The following is a 21,186-nucleotide window of genomic DNA, read 5'->3' as shown; positions in this document are numbered from 1 at the left end:
GATTATACGGAGGATATGATTACAATTAAATGACACATTTGTGTCTGATTGAAATTATGGCTATATCAGCCATTTATGGTGGTTGATATAGCCATATTTCTACGACTAATGTGTTGTAGACGCCACATTAAAAGCACTGCGGCGAGGCTCAGAGAAATGAGCAGGGAAATCCAGAAGCCCTTTGGGCCGGAAGCGGCTGTGATCAGGTCAGTGAGACCCAGCGTATAGCCCAGTGGCAGGCCCACACCCCAGTAGGCAAACAGGGTGATATACATGGTCACCTGAGTGTCTTTATAACCCCGCAAAGCCCCGGCTGCCGCGACCTGTAGCGCATCGGAGATCTGATACGCAGCGGCGAACAACAGCAAGCCGGTGGCCAGTTCCCGTATTGCCAGTTCGTCACTGTAGATTCCGGTAATCGGCCAGGCAAACAGATAGATTAAAATCGCATTTGTGGTAGCGATGGCGGTGGCCAAAAGCATGGCCTGGCGCCAGGTGCGCTGGGCTTCCATTGGCCGCTTTGCGCCAAGGCGCTGTCCCACCTGAACTGTAATGGCAATACTCACGCTCAAAGGCAGCATAAAGGTGATTGCCGAGACGTTCATGGAAATCTGATGTCCAGCAATAACCGTGGCCCCGAGAGAGCCGATCAGCAGGGCAATAATGGAGAAAATCACTACCTCGGCAAACACGGCTGCGCCAATGGGTAAGCCGAGGGCAAGGATCTGCCAGGCGGCATTCAATTGTGGGGGCATAAAGCCGCCACGGAAGAGTTTGAGTTCCCTGAACTGGGGGGCCTTGTGCATATACAGGGCCAGGGCAAGCGTATTCAGCCACATCACCGTTGCCGTTGCCCAGCCGCAGCCGGCGCCCCCCATGGCTGGTAGGCCGAAATAGCCGTGCACGAAGATAAAGTTCAGAGGGATGTTGGCAAAGAACGCCAGGAGATTGATCTGCATGACCGGCTTGCTGTGGCCGGTGCCTTCGCTGCTGGCTCGAAGCACTTGATAAACGGCTGCCGCAGGCAGGCCGATGACCATAGCATCCAGATAGGCGATCACAATCGGGTGAACACTGGGGTCAATGTCCATGGCTTTGAGCAAGAAGGGTGCCTGGGTTACCAGAGCGGCGGCGCCAATACCCAGAGCAATGGCTATCCAGATGCTTTGAATTGTGTGCAGCCTGGCGGTGCCGGGATCGCGGGCGCCCCAGGCATGGGCAACCAGGCTTGATGTTGCACTGAACAATCCGACTGAAAACATCAAAATGGGAAGCCAAAGACTGAACGCCACCGCCACGGCCGCCAGATCGATTGAGCTGACGCTGCCGGCCATAATGGTATCGACTACTCCCATGCCGGAAATGGCCAGTTGGGAGATCAGGATTGGCCAGGCCAGTCGGACCAACTCGGGGAGTTGGTCGAAGCGTGATGTTGCTTGTGGCTGTGTGTTCATAAGTCCATGTATTCAGTTAACACTGTGCATGTGCAAATCGGGTTCGCCTGTTTATTTCCCTTTGGGGGAGTCGCCTTTCGGGCGCTTTGGTTTGCCTTGTCGTTTGTCAGAGTTAGCGGCCTTGCCAGGTTTCTTTTTACCCTTGTTTTTACGTTCCGGTTTTGAACCGCTTTTTTCGTGTTGTGATTCGCCGGCTTCGTCATTGCGGCTGAAGTTACTCGGCTGCTGACGAATACGCATTTTGCGAAGCTGCTGGAAAATTTCCTTTGGCATACCCTCTGGCAGGTCAACGGTACTGTGATCACCGTGCAGATTAATTCGACCGATATAATCGCTGTCAATGCCGGCTTCATTGGCAATGGCGCCTACAATGTCGCCAGGACGAACACCGTGTTCTCGACCCACGTCAAGTCGGTAATTGATCCAGGTGACGTTTGAGGTGTCTTCACCGCTGCCTTGGCGTTTCTTTTTGTCCTTTTTCTCGCGGGGCTCGCGAGGTTCGCGACGAGGTTTTTCCTCTGGCAATTGCAATGGGCGATCTTTCTGGGCCATAAAGGCCAATGCGGCAGCGATTTCAGAGCCGGAGCGTTCGAACTGATCGCTGCATTGGCTAACCAGGTCCTGGAAGAAATCCAGAGTTTCATTTTCCAATACGGATTGCAGTTGTTCTTTAAACTGATCGGTGCGTTGCTGGGAAATTTCGGCAGAACTTGGCAAGCGGTGCTTGTCAATTTTCTGGCCGATGGCACGCTCAATGGTGCGCAGCATACGAGTTTCTTTGGCGGTGATAAACAATACGGCTTTACCACTGCGGCCAGCACGACCCGTACGACCAATGCGGTGCACATAGGCCTCGCTGTCGTATGGAATGTCGTAGTTAATTACATGGCTGACGGTCGCTACGTCGATACCGCGCGCGGCCACATCGGTGGCGACAATAATATCGAGCTTCTGTTGTTTCAGACGGTTAATAGCACGCTCGCGCAACTGTTGACTCATGTCGCCGTTCAGTGCGGCGCTGGCGTAACCTCGAGCTTCCAGTTTTTCAGCGACTTCGGCCGTGGCGTTTTTGGTGCGCACAAAAATAATGACGCCGGTAAAGGGCTCAACTTCCAACAGGCGTGTCAGTGTTTCGAGTTTTTCATGTCCGCGCACCTGCATATAGGATTGTTCGATGCGTTCAACGGTGGCCGTTTCGGCTTTAATTTTTACGGTAACCGGATCGTTAAGGTACTGCTCGGTAACGCGTTGAATTTCTTTCGGCATGGTGGCAGAGAAGAGGGCCACTTGTTTGTCTTCCGGGCAGTTGTCCAGAATCCAGTTGACGTCATCAATAAAGCCCATGCGCAACATTTCGTCGGCTTCGTCCAGAACCAGTGCTTTCAGTGCATCCAGCTTGAGGGTGCCGCGACGCATATGGTCCATAACGCGACCGGGCGTGCCCACAACAACCTGGGCGCCACGTTTCAGCTGGCGTAGCTGGCTGCCGTAATCCTGTCCGCCGTAAATGGGCAAAACGTGAAAACCTTTCAAGTTCGCAGCGTAACGACTGCACGCCTCGGCAACCTGGATAGCAAGTTCGCGAGTCGGTGCAAGAATAAGAATCTGAGGCTGTTTCAGTTTTACGTCGACTTTGCTCAATAACGGCAAAGCAAAGGCGGCGGTTTTACCGGTACCGGTTTGTGCCATGCCGAGAATATCCTTGCCCTTGAGCAGGGGTGGGATACTGGCGGCCTGGATGGGGGAAGCTTGCTCGTAGCCAACTTTGGCAACGGCTTTAACAATAGCGTCGGGCAAGCCCAATTCAGCAAAGCTGAGTGGTTGGTCAGTCATTCTGGTGTCCAATAAGTGGGTGTAATAATACTCCCGCCACTACCGTTCATGCACTATCGCTTACATCGCTAGTGCATGCAGGTGTTTTCGGTTAGCAGGAGAATGCGCGGCGCTCTAACAGGCGCCAATGTACCCAGCTTATGCACACTCATTCAGGAAAACCGGCTCAAGGCGGCGGGTACCAGGACGGGAAGAGGGGATACACCAGTGAAATGGATGTATAGATCTTCGATACTAAGCGGATACAACAAAGTGGCGAAATTATACGCGCTTTGTCATAAGCAACCAAGGAAAATATCTCTTTTGATCAACTCAATTGGGGTATTTTTTCCTGTGAAGGCTCAAGGTTTATCAATATGAAAATAATAACGCCCCAAAGGGGCTCGTTTTTGCGTTGAATATTGATTGGTATGGGCTGCTGTTTTGGTGTTCCCGGATTCAAAGACCTTATCCAGACTGTGCCAGCTGGAAAGTGCCAGTTGGCTGACTTGTTGCCGTTGCTCCAGCCAGCGCTGTTGAGTTGGGTCAAATTGCCATTGGCGAACCTTTATTTTGAGCTGCGCCTTGTTTTGCTGCAGTACCGTAAATGAAAAAAGGCGCTTGCTGTCGCTGTCAGGCTTCACCTTGAGCCAAGCGGGGAATGGCTTTCTGGGTGGTTTTTTGCTTAAGGCGTGTGTGTGCGTCGGTGATTTGTCTCCGGTAAGGAAGAGCTCAGCTGAACTCAGGCCGTGGGTGTCTTGTTTGCCTTCCCATAAATCCTGGCTGATTCGGGTTTCTTCGCCGATGGTCAGGAGATACTTGCGGGCTTTGCTGGAGTTCGGGCGATTGCTGTCGGTGCTGTAGTGGGTGACATTGTTCTGCTCGGTTGTTGGCTCCGAAATGATTTTTCCGGGGTGTTTGCCAAAGTACAGGGTGAGCTGGAAAGCTGAACTGGCCGCTTCGCTACGACGTAACCAGCTGATCAGTCGTGAGCATTCTGCTCGGTCCAGAGTGGCACTGACCTGGCCAGCTTGAACCAAAATAAAGTTTTTGCTGTTTCGGGGCCATTGATTCAAGGCTTTAAGGGCTTCGGCATCGCTCCAGTTTTGAAGCTGGTATTGGCAGTTAAAGCTTTGTGCGGGGGTTGAGGTGACCAGCGCGAAAAACAACAGTGTGTAGAGCGCGGTACTCAACAATCGTTTGTTACCTGGCATCGTTTCAACTCCGCTCAAAGCTTATCGAATGTGTGTTCATGGTAATCATAGCGGATTGCATGCCAACTTGAGAGGGCTGCGTAATTAAAGACGGCAAGGGTAAAAATGGGGCAGGGCTTGTAACGATGTTATCGGTGATTGAATGAGTCGACGAATATCTGACGTTTACCGGCTTGGGTTTTCATGGGTGGGTCTGGCGTCAATACGTCGACGGAGGTTGTGAAGCTTTAGCGCCATTGATCGAATTCTTCATCGGATACTCGCCACTTGTCCTCCAGGTCGGGAGTTTGATGTTTTTCCAGAGCATACTTTGTGGGTCATTTTTACAAGTTTCTGATGTTTTGAGTATGCAATCCTGAGGGTTTGGCTATGCCGGGTATTAACGATTTTGGTGGTTTTCCTCCTAGCTTCAATAATACGAATCGCGCCATTGAGGACAGTTTTCGTCAGCTCAGCAGTGGCAGTCGCATCAATTCCGCAGCCGATGATGCAGCCGGCCTGGCTCAGGACACACGTTTTGATTCTCAACTACGCGCCAATGCGGTGCTGAGTCGAAACTTAGGAGATCAGCTTGGATTAAATCAAATTTCCGAAGGCTACTTAAAAGGTGCGTTGGACGGCGTTGCCCGTGCTCGCGAGCTGGTATTGCAAGCCGGTAACGGCACCAGTGAGTCAAATGCCTTGCAACCCGAAGCGGATTATATTGTTGAAACGGTCAATGATCTCGCGGCCCAAGGGTTTGGCACCGACGCTGAAGCAGAGTCCTATTTGTCTTCATTTAATTTGCCAGGTTCGGTGGAAGATAATCTTGCCACGTTGGATGATTTACAGGGACGTTTGCTGGAGCGCGCTTCAGAGCTTGGCGCAGAGAGTAATGGCTTGGAAGTGCGTATCAATAATTACGAAGTGAGCAGCATTAATTTATCGGCGGCGAAAAGTCGCTTGTCGGACACCGATTATGCTCAAGCCGTGAGTGAGAAAAGTAAACAGCAAACGTTGCAGCAGGTTCAAATTACCTTGCAGAAAGAAAAGAATGAGCAGGCGGGAGCGATCATCGACCAGCTCATTTAGGGTGTCCAGCGACGCTGTAATTAGCCTTTGTTGAAAATCATATTGCGATGAGGGATGCCGGCATCCATAAACTCCGGGCCTTCGGCTTCAAACCCATAGCGTTGATAAAATCCAATTGCCTGTGTCTGAGCATGCAGAAAAATATCGCTATAGTTTTGTTCCAAAGCGTAATTCACCGCCACCATTAACAGCTCACCCCCAAGTCCGGTTCCGCGCTGTGATGACAGTACCGCCATGCGGCCGATTTGTCCGCCGGGCAGCAAGCGCGAAGTACCGACGGGCTTTCCGTTTTCATCGGTCGCCAGAAAGTGTGTGCACTGGGGATCTTTCGGGTCAATTTCTTCGTCTTCGGGAACGCCTTGTTCTTCGATAAACACTTCACGGCGAATGGCCATCAGTTGTTCCTCGGCGTCCTGCCAGTCTACTTTGGAAATGGTTACCGCCATTACATCACCGTCACTAGTTGGTTATTCTTCATCGTCTTCAAAGAAGGCGCCGCAACGCATCAGCCACTGCAAAAACTCAACACCGCTTTCGGTGTGTTCAAACTGCGTAGCTATCTGTTCGCTGTCAATACACTCAGACTCGCAAATCTCGATGGCCAGTGCAAGAGGGCACTCTCGTAATTCGCCATTGATAAACAATTGCGCCTGTTGATGATCTTTGCGAAAAAACAGGCAGCGGGCATCACTGGCTTTGAACAGTTGCTGAGGAATGATGCTCGTGTTTTCAGCCTGTTCGAAACTGTCGGGATATTTGGCTTCGCTGAGCAAGCGTCCCAGCCAATCAATGATGGCACTGTCCGAACGTTTCAACTGAGCTTCAAGAATCTTTCGAACTCGTTCAACATCTTCCGGCAGGAGTTCGTGGCTGTGCGCTCGTTGAGCAATGTTTGGGTCTTCATAGCGCTGAAATTCACTGAAATTTTCCGCCAGCGACTGAAAATGTTCCTCAAGCAATTGCCCCTGACTGGGCGCGCGAAAACCAACGGAATACGTGATGCAATCGCCCTGTGCAATACCCCAGTGTGCAACTTTAGGTGGGAGATACAAGATATCTCCAGGTTCCAGTATATAACTTTCCAGGCACTGAAACTCTTGCAGGATATTTAAGGGAGTGCCATCGAGTCGTTTGGAATCTTCATGGCAGCTCTGTCCAACTTGCCAGTGGCGTTTGCCCAGGCCCTGCAAAAGAAATACGTCGTAATGATCGTAGTGTGGGCCAACGCTGCCGCCGTCAACAGCAAAGCTTGCCATGATGTCGTCCAGACGCCAATCGGGAAGGAACTGAAATTGTTCGCGCAGCTCTTTGAGTTCAGGAACAAATAAGTCCAGCGCCTGAACTAATAGCGTCCAATTGGTTTCCGGCAGCTCTTGATAAGCCTTGTCGTCGAACGGTCCTTTGCGCAGTTGCCAGGGGGCGCCTTGATGGTTTTCCAGAATGATTCTGGATTCCACATCGTCTTCCAGGCTCAGTCCGGCGAGTTCATCGGGGCTTAAGGGGGATTCAAAACCGGGTAAGGCCTGGCGAATCAGTAGGGGTTTTTGTTGCCAGTATTCTGCTAAAAACTGTTCTACTGAAATGTCGCCAAGTTGTGTGAGTACCTTACCCATGCTTACCTGTGTTGCCTAAAGAGTGGCGGTTGGTTGTTAGATGTTTTCAGCTTGGCTGATGGCATTGCCAATGTAATTGGCGGGCGTCAGCTCGCGCATTGCCGCTTTGGCTTCTTCCGGCACATCCAATGTTTCAACAAAAGCCTGGATCGTTTTTTGGTTGATGGTTTGGCCTCGGGTCAGGTCCTTCAGCTTTTCATAAGCGCCTTCCACGTTGTAGCGACGCATAATGGTTTGGATGGGTTCCGCCAGGACTTCCCAGCTGTTATCCAGATCTTCTGCCAGGCGTTCGGTATTCAATTCCAGCTTACCCATGCCTTTCAAGGTTGAAGCGTAGGCGATGGCACTGTAAGCAAAACCGACCCCCATATTACGCAAAACGGTGGAGTCGGTCAGATCGCGCTGCCAACGAGATACTGGTAGTTTGGCAGCCAGGTGCTGGAATACCGCATTGGCCAGACCCAGGTTGCCTTCGGAGTTTTCGAAATCAATCGGGTTCACTTTATGTGGCATGGTGGATGAACCGATTTCGCCGGCAATGGTTTTCTGCTTGAAGTAGCCCCAGGCAATGTAGCCCCAGATATCGCGATCGAAATCCAACAGGATGGTGTTGTAGCGCGCGATGGCATCAAACAGTTCGGCAATGTAATCGTGTGGTTCAATTTGGGTGGTGTAAGGGTTCCAGCTCAGACCCAGGCTGTTGACAAAGGTTTCAGCATTAGCTTGCCAGTCGATATCCGGATACGCGCTAAGGTGGGCGTTATAGTTACCGACCGCACCATTGATTTTGCCCAGCAGTTCAACCGCTTTTACCTGTTTGATCTGGCGGCCAAGGCGAGCGGCAACGTTTGCCATCTCTTTACCAACGGTTGTTGGGGAGGCCGTCTGGCCGTGGGTGCGAGACAGCATGGGTACAGCGGCAAAGTCTTTTGCCATCTGGGCGATACCGTTGTAGATATCTTCCATCTGAGCCAGCAACACCTCGCGGCCTTGTTTCAGCATCAAGGCATGGGAAAGGTTGTTAATGTCTTCCGAGGTACAGGCAAAGTGTACGAATTCATTCACGGCCAACAATTCTTCATTGCCCGCAAATTGTTCTTTAATAAAGTACTCAACCGCCTTTACGTCGTGGTTGGTGGTTCTTTCGATTTCTTTGATGCGAGCTGCCTGTTCTTCCGTCAAATTATCAACCAGATTGTTCAACAGGGCATTGCTGGCATCGCTGAAAGGCTGCACTTCACTGATTTGCGGATGCTCTGCCAGGCGTTGCAGCCAACGAACCTCAACTTCAACGCGCGCACGAATTAGACCAAATTCGCTGAAAATGTCGCGATAATCGCTGGTTTTACTACCGTATCGGCCATCAATTGGGGAAACGGCATTAAGAGTGGTAAGGCTCATAGCAGGTGCTCACAGTTTGTCTGGCAATAGTGATGGGCCGGGGCCCATGGTTTCAAGGGGCGGCATTCTACCTGAAATACGCTCTCAGTTTAATGCCTCCGTCATAAAGCTCATATAGGAGATATGTGGAAGGTGGAGTGGTGGGGCGAGTTGAAGGGGGCGGCGCTTAGTTAATGTCATTCAACCACAGGTGCGCCGCTTTCAACAGTCGCTTGCGGTGGAACAGGATGTCGAGCCGGCTGCCCCCAACCTGGCGCCAGAGGGTCGCGCTACGCACAGAGGCCAGCAGTAGGGCTCGAACCTGTTCAGCGACACGTTGTTGCTGTAAATACGCTGCGTCGCCCATCACCTGAATGCGGAATTTGTAGTGGCTGAGGCTTTCGCTGTAGATGCCGGCGAGATTGGCAATCACACTGTCGTGGCTGATGTTGTCGAAATGATCAGCCTGGCGCTTGGCCTGACTCAGTCGTTCTCCTATAAAAGCCAGCAGCTCGGCGTCTTTGCTGAGTTTTTTTTGCAGGTGCAAAATGCCCATGACATAACGCATGGTATTCGGGTGTTCGCGATCGACTTTGTTATCCAGCAGTTGTGCCATAATTCTGAGCCCCATGTCCACACCGTGGGCACCGCCGTATACGGATTGGGTGTCGGAAGGGTTCTGTTCAAACAGGCTTTGGATAGCGCACTGGTAGGGCTCGGTCGGCAGGTAACCGGTGCGAGCAATCTGGTCGACCAGGGCGGTGCTTTGAAATACGCCAGCCAGGGCGAGGCTGATATCTTGCCAATTCTTTGCCATATGCTTTAGCTTGCTTCAGTGACCTGCGCAGCCAATTCCTCAATGAGTTCATCCTGGGCCTGGTCAATAACCGCGCCGCCCAGGCAGATGTCTTCTTTATAGAAGACTATGGATTGCCCCGGGGTGACTGCACGCTGGGGTTCCGCAAAGTTGATTTCCAGCCCGCCGTCAGCGCTTTCGCGAACCCAGCATTCCTGATCAGCCTGACGGTAGCGAATCTTGGAGTGACCATGGAATACATTGCCATGGGCGCAAGGGTTGTTACCAATCCAGTGACTTTGACTGGCGCTCAGGGATTGCTTGTACAGGCGAGGGTGATCGCTGCCTTGGGCGACCAGCAGAACATTGCGCTCCAGATCTTTATCGACCACATACCAGGGAGCTTCAGCCTGACCTTTAACGCCGCCGATGCCCAGGCCTTGGCGTTGGCCAATCGTGTGGTACATCAGGCCGCTGTGCTGGCCAAGTGCGTTGCCGTCGAGATCTTCGATTACGCCGGGTTGTGCCGGTAAATACTGCGCGAGGAAATCCTTAAAACGGCGTTCACCAATAAAACAGATTCCGGTGCTGTCTTTCTTGTTGTGGGTGATCAATCCGTGCTCTTCAGCCAGGACGCGAACTTCAGGTTTTTCCAGTTCGCCGACAGGGAAGAGGGATTTTGCAAATTCGGCTTCGCTTACGGCGTGCAAAAAGTAGCTTTGGTCTTTGTTGTTATCCAGGCCCTTGGCGAGATAAGTACGACCACCTTCATCCAGGCGGCGAACGTAATGACCGGTTGCGATGTAGTCTGCGCCCAGCAATTCGGCGTAATCCAGAAAGACCTTGAACTTGATTTCGCGATTACAAAGGATATCCGGGTTTGGGGTGCGGCCGGCTTTGTATTCCTCCAGGAAGTGCTCAAAGACATTGTCCCAGTACTCGGCAGCAAAGTTGGCGCTGTGCAATTTAATGCCGAGCTTGGCGCAGACAGATTCGGCATCGGCCAAGTCGTCCTTGGCGGTGCAGTATTCGCTGCCGTCGTCTTCGTCCCAATTTTTCATAAACAGCCCTTCCACCTGATAGCCTGCCTGGAGGAGCAGGAGGGCGGAGACGGAAGAGTCGACACCGCCGGACATACCGACAATGACCTTGGTTTCTGAAATGGGCTTGCTGCTGGGGCTCATGATGTTTGTACGTTAAATCAAATGGGGGGCGCATTCTACTGCTGTGGGGTATGGCTGTCCAACGAGCGAGCTCTTCGCTTACAAGCCTTTACAGAGGCATGAAAGAGGGCAAAGAATGGTCTAGGGTGCGATATAGGTGTCGGCCATTTCCAGTGGATAGAGCTTATCTTGTCTGTAGCGAAGAATATCCTGATAGACCAGAGGGCTGGCAAGGTGATCCCGGAGTGCTTCGATTTCGGTAATATCGAGCCAGACGGCTTCCACAATGCCTGAATCAAGAGCTCGCTCGGGTTCAAATCCCATTGCCCGCCCGCTGAAGCTGTGGCGTACATACGTTACTCCGTTCGCTGGAGCGCGGTACAGGCTGACCCCGAGATACGCTCGAATTTGCACATTCCAGGCGGTTTCTTCAAGCGTTTCCCGGGCAGCGGCTTCAATTAGGGATTCTCCAGCCTCCAAATGACCGGCCGGTTGGTTGTAGAGCAGGCGGCCATTGCGCTCCTCCAGAACCAGTAGATAGCGTTGCTGACGTTCCACTACAGTGGCAACGGTACAGTGAGGTGTGTATGGGGAGGAGGCTTCTTGATTCATGATCTATGGCCTAACGGTATCTGTCGTCAGAATGATTTTGTAGTTTTTTAACAAATGGCGGCTTTGTCTGTGTGTTTTGTAGGCTGCTTTATCAGGCCGTCCCGCTATTCTAACGTTTCCTGTCGGTACGGGTGTGAGTGCGTGGTCGACGTTTTGTGTGCTTACTACCGCGATTTGTAGGATTCGTATTGCGGCTTTTATGGTGCTTGTCCGGCAGATGAACCGTTTCCAGGTGATGCTCTCCGGGAGAGAGGTCGCCCAGTTGCCAATGCCCGATGGCGGCCCGTATCAGGCGAAGAGTCGGGTGGCCAACTGCCGCCGTCATGCGCCTTACCTGTCGATTGCGGCCTTCGCCGATACGGATTTCCAACCATTGGGTTGCTTGGTTTTTGCGCTCTCGAATGGGGGGCGTTCTGGGCCAGAGATTAGCTGGTGGGTCCATATGCCTGGCTTTGGCTGGCCGTGTCGGGCCATCCTTAAGCTCAAGGCCATTGCGCAGCGCTTGCAGGGCTTCCTCTTCAACTTCACCTTCGACCTGCACCCAATAGGTCTTTTCAAGCTTCTGTTCAGGGTGGCTGATGCGGTGTTGTAGCCTGCCGTCATCAGTGAGTAGCAATAAGCCTTCAGAATCTCTATCCAGGCGACCAGCCGGGTAAAAACCCTTAAATGCAGCAAGGTGGTCCATTAGGGTGGCTCGCTGCTCTTGGTCGGTGAATTGGCTTAATACGTTAAAAGGCTTGTTAAATAGAATGATTTGGGCCATGGAATTGCTTATTTCGACTATTGTTGTAATTTTACCACCTATACCTGAGCGCTGTCCGGTGTTATTATCGCGCCCGCTAAATCGCTCACCCATAAAGCAATATTCAATGTCCGTCCGCAGATGGGCTTGCCAAGCAAGCTAGCTTTTACCCAAAGCATCTGTCTGCCTTTATAGAGGACGCAAGGGAGATACAATGTCCGAAACACCTAAAATTATCTACACCCTTACCGATGAGGCGCCCGCTCTGGCGACTTATTCCTTACTTCCAATCGTACAGGCTTTCGCAGAAAAGGCTGGCGTTGAAGTAGAAACTCGCGACATTTCACTGGCCGGTCGCATCATTGCCACCATGTCAGACTACCTACCTGAAAAATTGCGCCAAAGCGATGCATTGGCTGAGTTGGGCGAACTCGCCGAGACCGCTGAAGCAAACATTGTAAAGCTGCCAAATATTTCGGCGTCCATTCCTCAGTTGGCTGCAGCCATTAAAGAGCTGCAGGTTAAAGGCTACCCGCTGCCGGATTACCCGGAAGAACCCGCTGACGCTGAGCAAGAAAAAATCAAAGCGCTGTACGACAAAGTGAAAGGCAGTGCGGTAAACCCGGTATTGCGTGAAGGTAACTCCGACCGTCGTGCAGCGGCTTCTGTTAAGGCTTACGCCAAGAAAAACAGTCACCGCATGGGTAAGTGGACTCCGGATTCCAAGTCCCACGTTGCCCACATGAGTCACGGCGACTTCTACGGTAGCGAGCAGTCCCACGTCTGTGACTTTAAAGGCAATGTGGTTATCAAGTACGTTGGTGATGACGGCGTTGTTAAGGTTTTACGTAAGAAGACCCCAGTGTTGGTCGGTGAAGTTATCGATACCGCCGTGATGAACCGTCAGGCTCTGCGTGCTTTCCTGGCCGGTCAGATCGAAGAAGCCAAGCAGGAAGACATTCTGCTGTCTCTGCATTTGAAAGCAACCATGATGAAGGTATCTGACCCGATCATGTTTGGTCATATGGTGCACGAGTACTATCAGCCAATCTTCGACAAGTATGAGACTCTGTTAGAAAACCTGGGTGTTGATCCGAATAACGGTATCGGCGATCTGTACAACAAGATCAAAGACCTGCGTCCTCATCAGCAGGAAGCCATCCGTGCGGATGTTGAAGCTCTGTATAAGATTCGTCCAGAGTTGGCCATGGTGAACTCTGATAAAGGCATCACTAATCTGCACGTACCAAGTGACATTATTGTGGATGCTTCTATGCCGGCGATGATCCGTGACTCCGGTAAGATGTGGGGTCCTGATGGTCAGTTGCACGACACGAAAGCGGTTATCCCGGATCGCTGTTACGCCGGTGTATACCAGGCGGTTATTGAAGACTGTAAAGAGAACGGTGCTTTTGATCCTTCTACCATGGGTAGCGTTTCCAACGTGGGTCTGATGGCGAAGAAAGCTGAAGAATACGGTTCTCACAACAAGACCTTCCTGGCGCCAGGTCGCGGTCGCATCATGGTTGTTGATCCGAAGGGTCAGATCCTGATGGAGCAGGAGGTTGAAGAGGGTGATATCTTCCGCATGTGTAAGGTGAAAGATGCGCCGATTCGCGATTGGGTTAAGTTGGCGGTAAACCGTGCCCGCGCCAGTGGCAGCCCGGCCGTTTTCTGGTTGGATGAAAAACGTGCACACGATGCCAACCTGATTGCCAAGGTTAACAAGTACCTGGAAGAGCATGACACCGATGGCCTGGAGCTGCACATTATGTCTCCAGTCGATGCGACCAAGTTCTCTCTGGAGCGTATCCGTCGTGGTCAGGACACTATCTCTGTTACCGGTAACGTACTGCGTGATTACCTGACTGACTTGTATCCAATTCTTGAGCTGGGCACCAGTGCGAAAATGCTGTCCATCGTTCCGTTGATGAATGGGGGTGGTTTGTTCGAGACCGGCGCAGGCGGTTCTGCGCCTAAGCACGTTCAGCAGTTTGTGGAAGAAGGTCACCTGCGTTGGGATTCTCTGGGTGAGTTCCTGGCTCTGTCAGAATCTTTCTCTCACCTGGCTCATGCCTTTGATATTAAAAAGGCTCAGGTTTTGGCCGATACTTTGGACAAAGCAAACGGCGTATTCCTGGATGAAAACAAATCACCTTCACGTAAGGTGAATGAGCTGGATAACCGCGGCAGTCACTTCTATCTGTGTTTGTACTGGGCGCAAGCCCTGGCGGAGCAAACTGAAGACGCTGAGCTGCAGGCGGCATTTGCGCCTCTGGCAAAATCTTTGTCTGAAAATGAAGCAGCAATTGTTGCTGAGTTGAATGATATTCAGGGTACAGAGATTGATCTGGGTGGTTACTATCGTATGGACGATGAGAAAACCTCTAAAGCCATGCGTCCAAGTGAGTTGTTCAACGCCGCACTGGAAGCACTATAATAGTGCGCTGAATGTGAGCTATGCGCTGACGTTTTTTGTCGGTGCCATTTGCGAGCGTAAAAAAGGGGCATTAAGCCCCTTTTTTTATGTGTTTAAAATGTTGAGTGATTCATTGAAATTGCAGCCAGATAAACAGTTGTTTGTGTACAAAGTTGTCGGCTGTCATTAAGAAGTGATGCTTATTTGCAGAGAGTGTTGATTCCGCAAATAAGCAGAGCGGGGTGCTAACTACTGGTGCAGTGTGATTTCAATCAGGCTTCCTGTAAGGATTGCTCGGATTTGTCCTGATTGGATTTACCGCTTTCAGCGAGTCGAATATTGATTGCGTGCATTCCTTTATCGCCTTTGGCGGTGTCGAATGTCACTGCTTGTCCAGCCTTGAGTGTGCGGTATCCTTCCATATCAATGGCTGAATAGTGTGCAAATAAGTCACCAGAACCTTCGTCCGGTAAGATAAACCCATAACCCTTGGCGTTATTAAACCATTTTACGGTACCCGTAGACATGGCATATTTCCCTTAACTGTAGTTTTATTATAAAAATGAATGAGGTTCCCTGTCAGGTGGGAGGCTCGGTATGAAGTTGTCCGTTTAATTCTCATAGCGAGCTTTAAACGAAGCCTCATGTTAGTCCTTTACAAGTACGCTCCTCACACAAGCCTAGTTATAACAATTGAGTGTAAGAAGTCAAGATAATTGGCGTCGGATATAACCGCAGGATGGGTTACAATAGGAGTATTAGTTGGAATGCGTCTAAAGAAAACTTTTAAACATTATGAGTAATCAATTTTTCCAAAACATCCAGTTGTCGGGCGGTGATTCTGACGACGATTTAAACTGGAATGGTGGTACGGTTCTTGAAAGGGCTAAGCCAAAGTTAAAAAAACCGCCAATGTATAAAGTCATCATGCTAAATGACGACTATACACCTATGGACTTTGTGGTTGAGGTTTTGTGCAACTTTTTCCGTTTGGACCCGGAAAGCGCTACGCGCGTCATGTTGAAGGTGCATACCGAGGGCAGTGCGGTATGTGGCGTGTATACTCGAGATATAGCGGAAACAAAAGCGGCACAGGTAAATCAGTTTTCCCAGGACAATGAGCACCCTTTGTGGTGTGAAATAGAGCCTGATGATGAAGGCGAGGGGGAAGATAACTGATTTGTATTTCGTCGTTTTCAGTGGCAGTGTTAAGGAAAGCGCGACACAATGATGTCAAGGCAAATGTTGAAAGCTGCGACCGTTTGTCTTAAGTTGGAACTGAAAAGGTGAAAATTAACTTTTGGTTTATTACAAAGTTAAACCGAAGGCAGTGAATTCAAACCGCTGAGATGGTTGCAAACCAAAAGAGCTTATTTTTTATAGTGGCACTATAGTCCTAAAGAAGAATTTGAATTCTCAAGAGTTAGCGTGTCACTTGTTATTGGTGCAGTGAGCAGGGTACTCATGAAATGCATGGGGTATGCAGAGCGGAAATGTAATGTAGAGCGGCAGTTCGAAATTAAACCGTACTGATTCATACTGTACTTGGATGGAGCATCGCGATGCTTAGCAAAGAATTAGAAGTAACTTTAAACACCGCATTCAAAGGTGCGCGAAACAAACGTCATGAGTTCATGACGGTTGAGCATCTTTTGCTTGCGCTTATTGATAATGAATCGGCGGCCTCCGTTTTAAAAGCTTGTGGCGCCGACCTTGAGGCCTTGAAAAAAGATTTGATCGAGTTTGTTGATTCAACAACGCCTCTGATTCCAGAAAGCGATGAAGATCGCGAAACCCAGCCCACTTTAGGTTTTCAACGCGTCATTCAGCGCGCTGTTTTTCATGTTCAATCTTCCGGCAACGATGAAGTTACTGGTGCGAATGTGTTGGTCGCTATTTTCAGTGAGCAGGAAAGCCAGGCTGTTTATTATTTGAAACAGCAAAACATTGCCAGAATCGATGTGGTTAATTTTATTACCCACGGTATTTCAAAAATGGCTGGGCACTCACTGGAAGGTGAGCAAAGTCAAAGCAGTGAGGAAGGTGAGAGTGATGGCGCCGCTGCCAGTCCACTGGATTCCTACGCAAGCAATCTGAACGAACAGGCCAAAGCAGGAAAAATTGATCCGCTGGTTGGCCGTGCGGAAGAACTTGAGCGTGTTGCACAAATTCTGTCTCGCCGCCGCAAAAATAATCCGCTGTTGGTCGGTGAGTCCGGTGTCGGTAAAACGGCAATTGCAGAAGGTCTGGCAAAGCGCATAGTTGATGGTGAAGTGCCCGATGTGCTCGCGGACAGTGTGGTGTACTCCCTGGATTTGGGAGCACTGCTTGCCGGTACAAAATATCGGGGTGATTTTGAGAAGCGCTTGAAAGGTTTACTGGCTGAACTTAAAAAACGTGAAGGCGCTATTTTATTTATCGATGAAATCCACACCATTATTGGTGCAGGTGCCGCATCGGGCGGCGTTATGGACGCCTCAAATTTGCTTAAGCCTTTGTTGAGTTCCGGTGACTTGCGTTGCATGGGTTCAACCACATTTACCGAATATCGCGGGATTTTTGAAAAGGATCGTGCGCTGTCACGACGTTTCCAGAAGGTGGATGTTAACGAGCCTTCCATTGATGAAACCTACAAAATCCTGAAAGGCTTGAAGCCAAGCTTTGAAGAGCACCATGGCCTGCGTTACTCAGATAAAGCCTTGTTTACCGCTTCAAAATTGGCTGCACGTTATATCTCCGATAAATTCATGCCTGACAAAGCCATTGATGTGGTTGACGAGGCTGGCGCTTATCAGCAGCTGCAGCCGGAGAGTAAACGTAAGAAATTAATCGGTGTGGGGGATATTGAATCCGTCATTGCCAAAATCGCGCGTGTACCTCCAAAAACCATTTCAACCTCGGATAAAGCGCAGCTGCAAGAGCTTGAAAAGAATTTGAAGTTGACCGTGTTTGGTCAGGACGAAGCCATTATGGACCTGGCAACTGCGATCAAGCTGTCACGCGCTGGTTTGGGCAGTCCAGACAAGCCAATCGGTTCGTTCCTGTTTGCTGGCCCTACCGGTGTAGGTAAAACGGAACTCTGTCGGCAGCTTTCAAAAGCCATGGGTGTGGAGCTGATTCGCTTTGATATGTCGGAATACATGGAACGTCACACGGTTTCGCGTTTAATCGGTGCACCTCCAGGTTACGTTGGATTTGATCAGGGTGGTTTGTTAACCGAAGCAGTAACCCAAAATCCCCATAGCGTTGTTTTGCTGGATGAAATCGAAAAAGCGCATCCTGAAGTTTTCAATTTGCTGCTGCAGGTTATGGATCACGGTACGCTGACCGACAACAACGGACGCAAAGCTGATTTCCGAAATGTCATTCTTATCATGACCACCAACGCCGGTGCTGAAGACATGGGGCGTGCCTCCATGGGCTTTACGAAGCAGGATCATACCAGCGATGGTATGGAAGCAATTAAGAAGCTGTTCACACCAGAATTCCGTAACCGTCTGGATTCCATTATTCAGTTCGGTGCACTGACTCTGGATGTGATCAAAACTGTCGTCGACAAGTTCCTTGTAGAGTTGCAGGCCCAGCTTGATGAGAAGCGTGTGCAGCTTGAGGCCTCGGAGGAGGCTCGTCAGTGGCTTGCTGAAAATGGTTATGACGAGAAGATGGGTGCTCGCCCAATGGCGCGTTTGATCCGCGAGAAAGTCAAAAAGCCATTGGCGGAAGCTATCTTGTTCGGCGGTCTGTCTCAGGCCGGTGGTACGGCTTATCTTGAGCTTGATGGTGACCAGTTGACGGTTCGTCTGGAAGAAGAGCCTGTCAAAGACAAAGAAGTAAGCGAGTAAGCTGGCTTAACGAAGGGCGGTATGAAAATGCCGCCTTTGAATATTTGCCAGAGTGCGTATCGAAAGGCGTTGATGCGAATGCAATAGCCATAAAAAAACTCCAGCTTTTCGGCTGGAGTTTTTTTATGGGGCGAGGATTTAGCGAGCGCGGTAGGTGATGCGGCCTTTGCTTAAATCGTAAGGTGTCAGTTCTACTTTAACCTTGTCGCCGGTCAGGATGCGGATGTAGTTTTTGCGCATCTTGCCTGAAATGTGTGCAGTTACCACGTGGCCGTTTTCCAGCTCAACACGGAATGTGGTATTCGGTAGCGTATCAATTACGGTACCTTCAAGCTCAATATTGTCTTCTTTTGCCATTCGGCCTTTTCCTCGGTCTCTTCAATCGATGGGCTAATAGGCAAGAGCCCCTAAAAAAGAAGGCGGCATTTTGCACTAAATCGCAGGAATAGCCAAGAGCTTATTGATCTTTCTGGCTGTTCTCGGGGAGTTTCAGGGTTTGCCAGCCGTTTTCGTCCAGCAATTCGAGAGGTTGGTAGTCGGTTTTGTAGTTCATCTTGCGGCATTGTTCGACCCAGTAGCCCAGGTACAAATATCGCAGTCCGAGTTCTTTGCAACGCTCAATTTGACTGAGAATGCAGAAGCGCCCCAGGCTGCGTTGATCAAGTTCCGGATCAAAAAAGGTGTACACCGCTGACAGGTGATCATCCAGCTCGTCGCTGACCGCAATAGCAACAACCTGGTCGTTCCGGTCGCTGAATTCATAAAAACGAGTGCTGGGGTGTCCGCTTGCCAGAAAGCTAACGAATTGAGAGCGTGAAGGCGGGTACATGTCGCCGCCGCGATGACGCTGCTCGATATAGCGTTGGTAAAGTGGGTAGTGTCTTTCAAGACTCAGGCGCTTCAGTACCTTCATCTGCAGATCACTGTTTCGCTTCAGGCAGCGTTTTTGGCTGCGATTAGGGGCAAACTGGTGTACTGGAATACGAACGGAAATACAGGCCTGGCAATCGTCGCAATTGGGGCGATAAAAATGATTGCCACTGCGACGAAAACCGAACTCCGACAACCTTTGGTAGGAGTCCACATCCAGATTTGCATCGGGATCGACAAAAACCGTGGTCGCGGTTTTGTCCTGCAAATAGCTGCATTGATGTGGTGGGGTGGCGTATAAACGAATTTCAGACATAAAGGCCAGTTAACCTCAAACTTTCCCCCATTTAACCACAGGCTTTGGTGCAACCCAACCGGGTTTCTGACAGTTCGTCACTAAGTGTAGTCAAAGTGTCAAAATTCGGACAGGTGGCTTCCAGAGGGGAATTCGCGGCAGCTTGCCTTCTCGGTCAGGCGTGAAAGCAGCGCTTCGAAATCACTTCTCTGCAAATCCTTACTGCCAAGGCTTTCCAGATGATTATTGTGGACTTGGCAGTCAATGAGTTCGATGCCGATATCTCGGGCAATCCGGCAAAGCGTGGCAAAGGCATATTTGGAGGCGTTGCTTTGTCTGGAAAACATTGATTCTCCAAAAAACACCGAACCGATCTGTATTCCGTAGAGTCCACCGACAAGATTGCCACCTTGCCAAGTCTCGACACTGTGTGCGTGCCCCAACTCGTGAAGCTCGATATAGGCCTCGAGCATTTCCTCGGTTATCCAGCTGCCTTCATCCTCGGCCCTTGGTTCTGCGCAGCCGAGCATGACCTCTTCAAAAGCTGTGTTGCAGCGGATTTTCTGATCGCTGCGGCGAATATGCTTTTTCAGGCTGCGGGAAATGTGTTCTTCGCCGGGAATAATCACAGCCCGGGGGGAAGGGCTCCACCAAAGGATGGGTTGGCTTTCGTCAAACCAGGGGAAAATTCCTTGGCGATAAGCGGATAGCAGGGTGGCGGGGTCGAGGTCACCTCCGGCCGCTAATAGGCCGTTGGGGTCTTCAAGTGCATTGGAGGTGGGGGGGAAATGGCTGCTGCCAGGCAGCAGCCAGGGTAGTTCGATCACAGCGTATCTTATTGTTCGTCCAGGTAGCGCTCAGCGTCCAGGGCGGCCATGCAGCCAGAACCGGCGGAGGTAACTGCCTGACGGTAAATGTGGTCAGCAACGTCACCGGCAGCAAATACGCCTGGAGTCGAGGTTTGGGTCGCATTACCTGTCAAACCGCTCTGAACCTTGATATAGCCGCCTTCCATATTCAGTTGGCCTTCGAAAATATCCGTGTTGGGCTTGTGACCGATGGCGATAAACACGCCGGCAACATCGATATTCTGCTCGGAATCATCTTGGGTGCTTTTCAGTCGAAGACCGGTAACACCGGCATCGTCACCCAGAACTTCTTCCAGAGTGTGGTTCCACATCAGGGTAACATTGCCGTTTTTGGCTTTTTCCAGCAGGCGATCTTGCAAAATCTTCTCACTGCGCAAGCTGTCGCGACGGTGAATCAAAACCACTTCCTTGGCGATATTGGAGAGGTATAGCGCCTCTTCAACGGCCGTATTACCACCACCAACAACGGCCACTTTCTGATCACGATAAAAGAAGCCGTCACAGGTCGCACAGGCGCTTACGCCACGGCCCATGAAGGTTTGCTCGGATTCCAGACCCAAATACTGTGCGGAAGCGCCAGTCGCAATGATCAGCGCATCACAGCTATAGGTGTTACTGCCCTTTAGAATAAACGGGCGTTGATCCAGCTGGGTTTCGTGAATGTGGTCGAAAATGATCTCGGTTTCGAAGCGTTCGGCGTGCTGCTGCATCTGGACCATCAGATCGGGGCCTTGCAATTCGGAAATGCCACCTGGCCAGTTTTCAACCTCAGTTGTGGTGGTTAATTGACCACCTTGCTGCATACCGGTAATCACAACAGGGTTCAGGTTGGCACGGGCGGCATAAATTGCAGCGGTGTAGCCCGCTGGCCCGGAGCCAAGGATGATCAATTTGTGGTGTTGAATGTCGCTCATACTGCTTCCTAAGGCTGTGTTCTGTGATTCAGGCCAAAAGTGGCTTGGCGCTGAAATGAAAGGCGCTAATCATAGGGGATAGTTGCGCCGAGGCCAAATAGAAAACGCAAATGCGCTAAA

At 50.7% G+C, this 21,186-nt stretch carries 19 protein-coding genes; 4 read left to right on the top strand and 15 right to left on the bottom strand.

The annotated features are described in order from the left end of the window. Positions 1-65: 65 nt before the first annotated feature. The 3 genes from G8768_RS09405 to G8768_RS09395 form a co-directional block, all read right to left on the bottom strand. The gene (locus G8768_RS09405; protein ID WP_166844443.1) at positions 66-1,454 is read right to left on the bottom strand and encodes an MATE family efflux transporter; all 1,389 of its coding nucleotides are present in this window, start codon (positions 1,452-1,454) and stop codon (positions 66-68) included. Positions 1,455-1,505: 51 nt separating this feature from the next. Beyond that, positions 1,506-3,287: a DEAD/DEAH box helicase gene (locus G8768_RS09400; RefSeq protein WP_166844441.1), complete on the bottom strand. Its 1,782-nt coding sequence runs from the start codon at positions 3,285-3,287 to the stop codon at positions 1,506-1,508. Between the two features lie 341 nt (positions 3,288-3,628). Continuing rightward, positions 3,629-4,480 (bottom strand): hypothetical protein, encoded by an 852-nt coding sequence (locus G8768_RS09395; RefSeq protein WP_166844439.1) that lies wholly within the window; start codon positions 4,478-4,480, stop codon positions 3,629-3,631. Between the two features lie 369 nt (positions 4,481-4,849). On the opposite strand from G8768_RS09395, the gene G8768_RS09390 reads away from it, so the two are divergent. After that, positions 4,850-5,551 (top strand): flagellin, encoded by a 702-nt coding sequence (locus G8768_RS09390; protein WP_166844437.1) that lies wholly within the window; start codon positions 4,850-4,852, stop codon positions 5,549-5,551. Between the two features lie 20 nt (positions 5,552-5,571). On the opposite strand, the gene G8768_RS09385 is transcribed toward G8768_RS09390, so the two are convergent. The 7 genes from G8768_RS09385 to G8768_RS09355 all read right to left on the bottom strand — a co-directional run bounded on the left by G8768_RS09385 (position 5,572) and on the right by G8768_RS09355 (position 11,878). Beyond that, entirely contained in the window at positions 5,572-5,997 is a 426-nt protein-coding gene (locus G8768_RS09385) for a GNAT family N-acetyltransferase (protein WP_166844435.1), read from the bottom strand. Between the two features lie 21 nt (positions 5,998-6,018). After that, entirely contained in the window at positions 6,019-7,164 is a 1,146-nt protein-coding gene (locus G8768_RS09380; protein ID WP_166844433.1) for a cupin domain-containing protein, read from the bottom strand. A gap of 36 nt (positions 7,165-7,200) precedes the next feature. Continuing rightward, positions 7,201-8,565 carry an adenylosuccinate lyase gene (purB, locus tag G8768_RS09375; RefSeq protein WP_166844431.1) on the bottom strand — a complete coding sequence of 455 codons (1,365 nt, stop codon included), beginning with the start codon at positions 8,563-8,565 and terminating at the stop codon, positions 7,201-7,203. A gap of 166 nt (positions 8,566-8,731) precedes the next feature. Continuing rightward, the gene (hflD, locus tag G8768_RS09370; RefSeq protein WP_166844428.1) at positions 8,732-9,361 is read right to left on the bottom strand and encodes a high frequency lysogenization protein HflD; all 630 of its coding nucleotides are present in this window, start codon (positions 9,359-9,361) and stop codon (positions 8,732-8,734) included. 5 nt (positions 9,362-9,366) lie between these two features. Continuing rightward, the gene (gene mnmA, locus G8768_RS09365) at positions 9,367-10,524 is read right to left on the bottom strand and encodes a tRNA 2-thiouridine(34) synthase MnmA (RefSeq protein ID WP_166844426.1); all 1,158 of its coding nucleotides are present in this window, start codon (positions 10,522-10,524) and stop codon (positions 9,367-9,369) included. Between the two features lie 120 nt (positions 10,525-10,644). Further along, the gene (locus G8768_RS09360; RefSeq protein ID WP_166844424.1) at positions 10,645-11,115 is read right to left on the bottom strand and encodes an NUDIX hydrolase; all 471 of its coding nucleotides are present in this window, start codon (positions 11,113-11,115) and stop codon (positions 10,645-10,647) included. A 109-nt stretch (positions 11,116-11,224) separates the two neighbouring features. Continuing rightward, on the bottom strand, positions 11,225-11,878 hold the full coding sequence (locus tag G8768_RS09355) for a pseudouridine synthase (RefSeq protein ID WP_166844422.1): 654 nt from the start codon (positions 11,876-11,878) through the stop codon (positions 11,225-11,227). Positions 11,879-12,071: 193 nt separating this feature from the next. Between G8768_RS09355 and G8768_RS09350 the strand changes: the two genes are divergently transcribed. Beyond that, positions 12,072-14,297: an NADP-dependent isocitrate dehydrogenase gene (locus tag G8768_RS09350; RefSeq protein WP_166844420.1), complete on the top strand. Its 2,226-nt coding sequence runs from the start codon at positions 12,072-12,074 to the stop codon at positions 14,295-14,297. 251 nt (positions 14,298-14,548) lie between these two features. Here G8768_RS09350 and G8768_RS09345 read toward each other — a convergent pair whose 3' ends face one another. Further along, entirely contained in the window at positions 14,549-14,803 is a 255-nt protein-coding gene (locus G8768_RS09345; RefSeq protein WP_166844418.1) for a cold-shock protein, read from the bottom strand. Between the two features lie 268 nt (positions 14,804-15,071). Between G8768_RS09345 and clpS the strand changes: the two genes are divergently transcribed. Together clpS and clpA are read left to right on the top strand one after the other, a co-directional pair. Next, positions 15,072-15,455: an ATP-dependent Clp protease adapter ClpS gene (clpS, locus tag G8768_RS09340; protein ID WP_166844415.1), complete on the top strand. Its 384-nt coding sequence runs from the start codon at positions 15,072-15,074 to the stop codon at positions 15,453-15,455. A 383-nt stretch (positions 15,456-15,838) separates the two neighbouring features. Next, on the top strand, positions 15,839-18,118 hold the full coding sequence (gene clpA / locus G8768_RS09335) for an ATP-dependent Clp protease ATP-binding subunit ClpA (protein ID WP_166844412.1): 2,280 nt from the start codon (positions 15,839-15,841) through the stop codon (positions 18,116-18,118). A 138-nt stretch (positions 18,119-18,256) separates the two neighbouring features. Here the strand turns inward: clpA and infA are convergent, their stop codons facing one another. From infA to trxB, 4 genes are all read right to left on the bottom strand, one after another. Beyond that, the gene (infA, locus tag G8768_RS09330) at positions 18,257-18,475 is read right to left on the bottom strand and encodes a translation initiation factor IF-1 (RefSeq protein WP_166844410.1); all 219 of its coding nucleotides are present in this window, start codon (positions 18,473-18,475) and stop codon (positions 18,257-18,259) included. 100 nt (positions 18,476-18,575) lie between these two features. Further along, positions 18,576-19,304, bottom strand: coding sequence for an arginyltransferase (locus G8768_RS09325; RefSeq protein ID WP_371315436.1), 729 nt, complete (start codon positions 19,302-19,304; stop codon positions 18,576-18,578). 98 nt (positions 19,305-19,402) lie between these two features. Continuing rightward, positions 19,403-20,110: a leucyl/phenylalanyl-tRNA--protein transferase gene (gene aat, locus G8768_RS09320; protein WP_166844408.1), complete on the bottom strand. Its 708-nt coding sequence runs from the start codon at positions 20,108-20,110 to the stop codon at positions 19,403-19,405. A gap of 8 nt (positions 20,111-20,118) precedes the next feature. Then, complete coding sequence (gene trxB / locus G8768_RS09315) at positions 20,119-21,066, bottom strand: thioredoxin-disulfide reductase (protein ID WP_166844405.1); 948 nt, start codon at positions 21,064-21,066, stop codon at positions 20,119-20,121. Between the last annotated feature and the right edge of the window lie 120 nt (positions 21,067-21,186).

This window comes from Pseudoteredinibacter isoporae, from assembly GCF_011602085.1.
Classification (GTDB): domain Bacteria; phylum Pseudomonadota; class Gammaproteobacteria; order Pseudomonadales; family Cellvibrionaceae; genus Pseudoteredinibacter; species Pseudoteredinibacter isoporae.
This window is presented reverse-complemented; position numbering and strand designations above follow the sequence as displayed.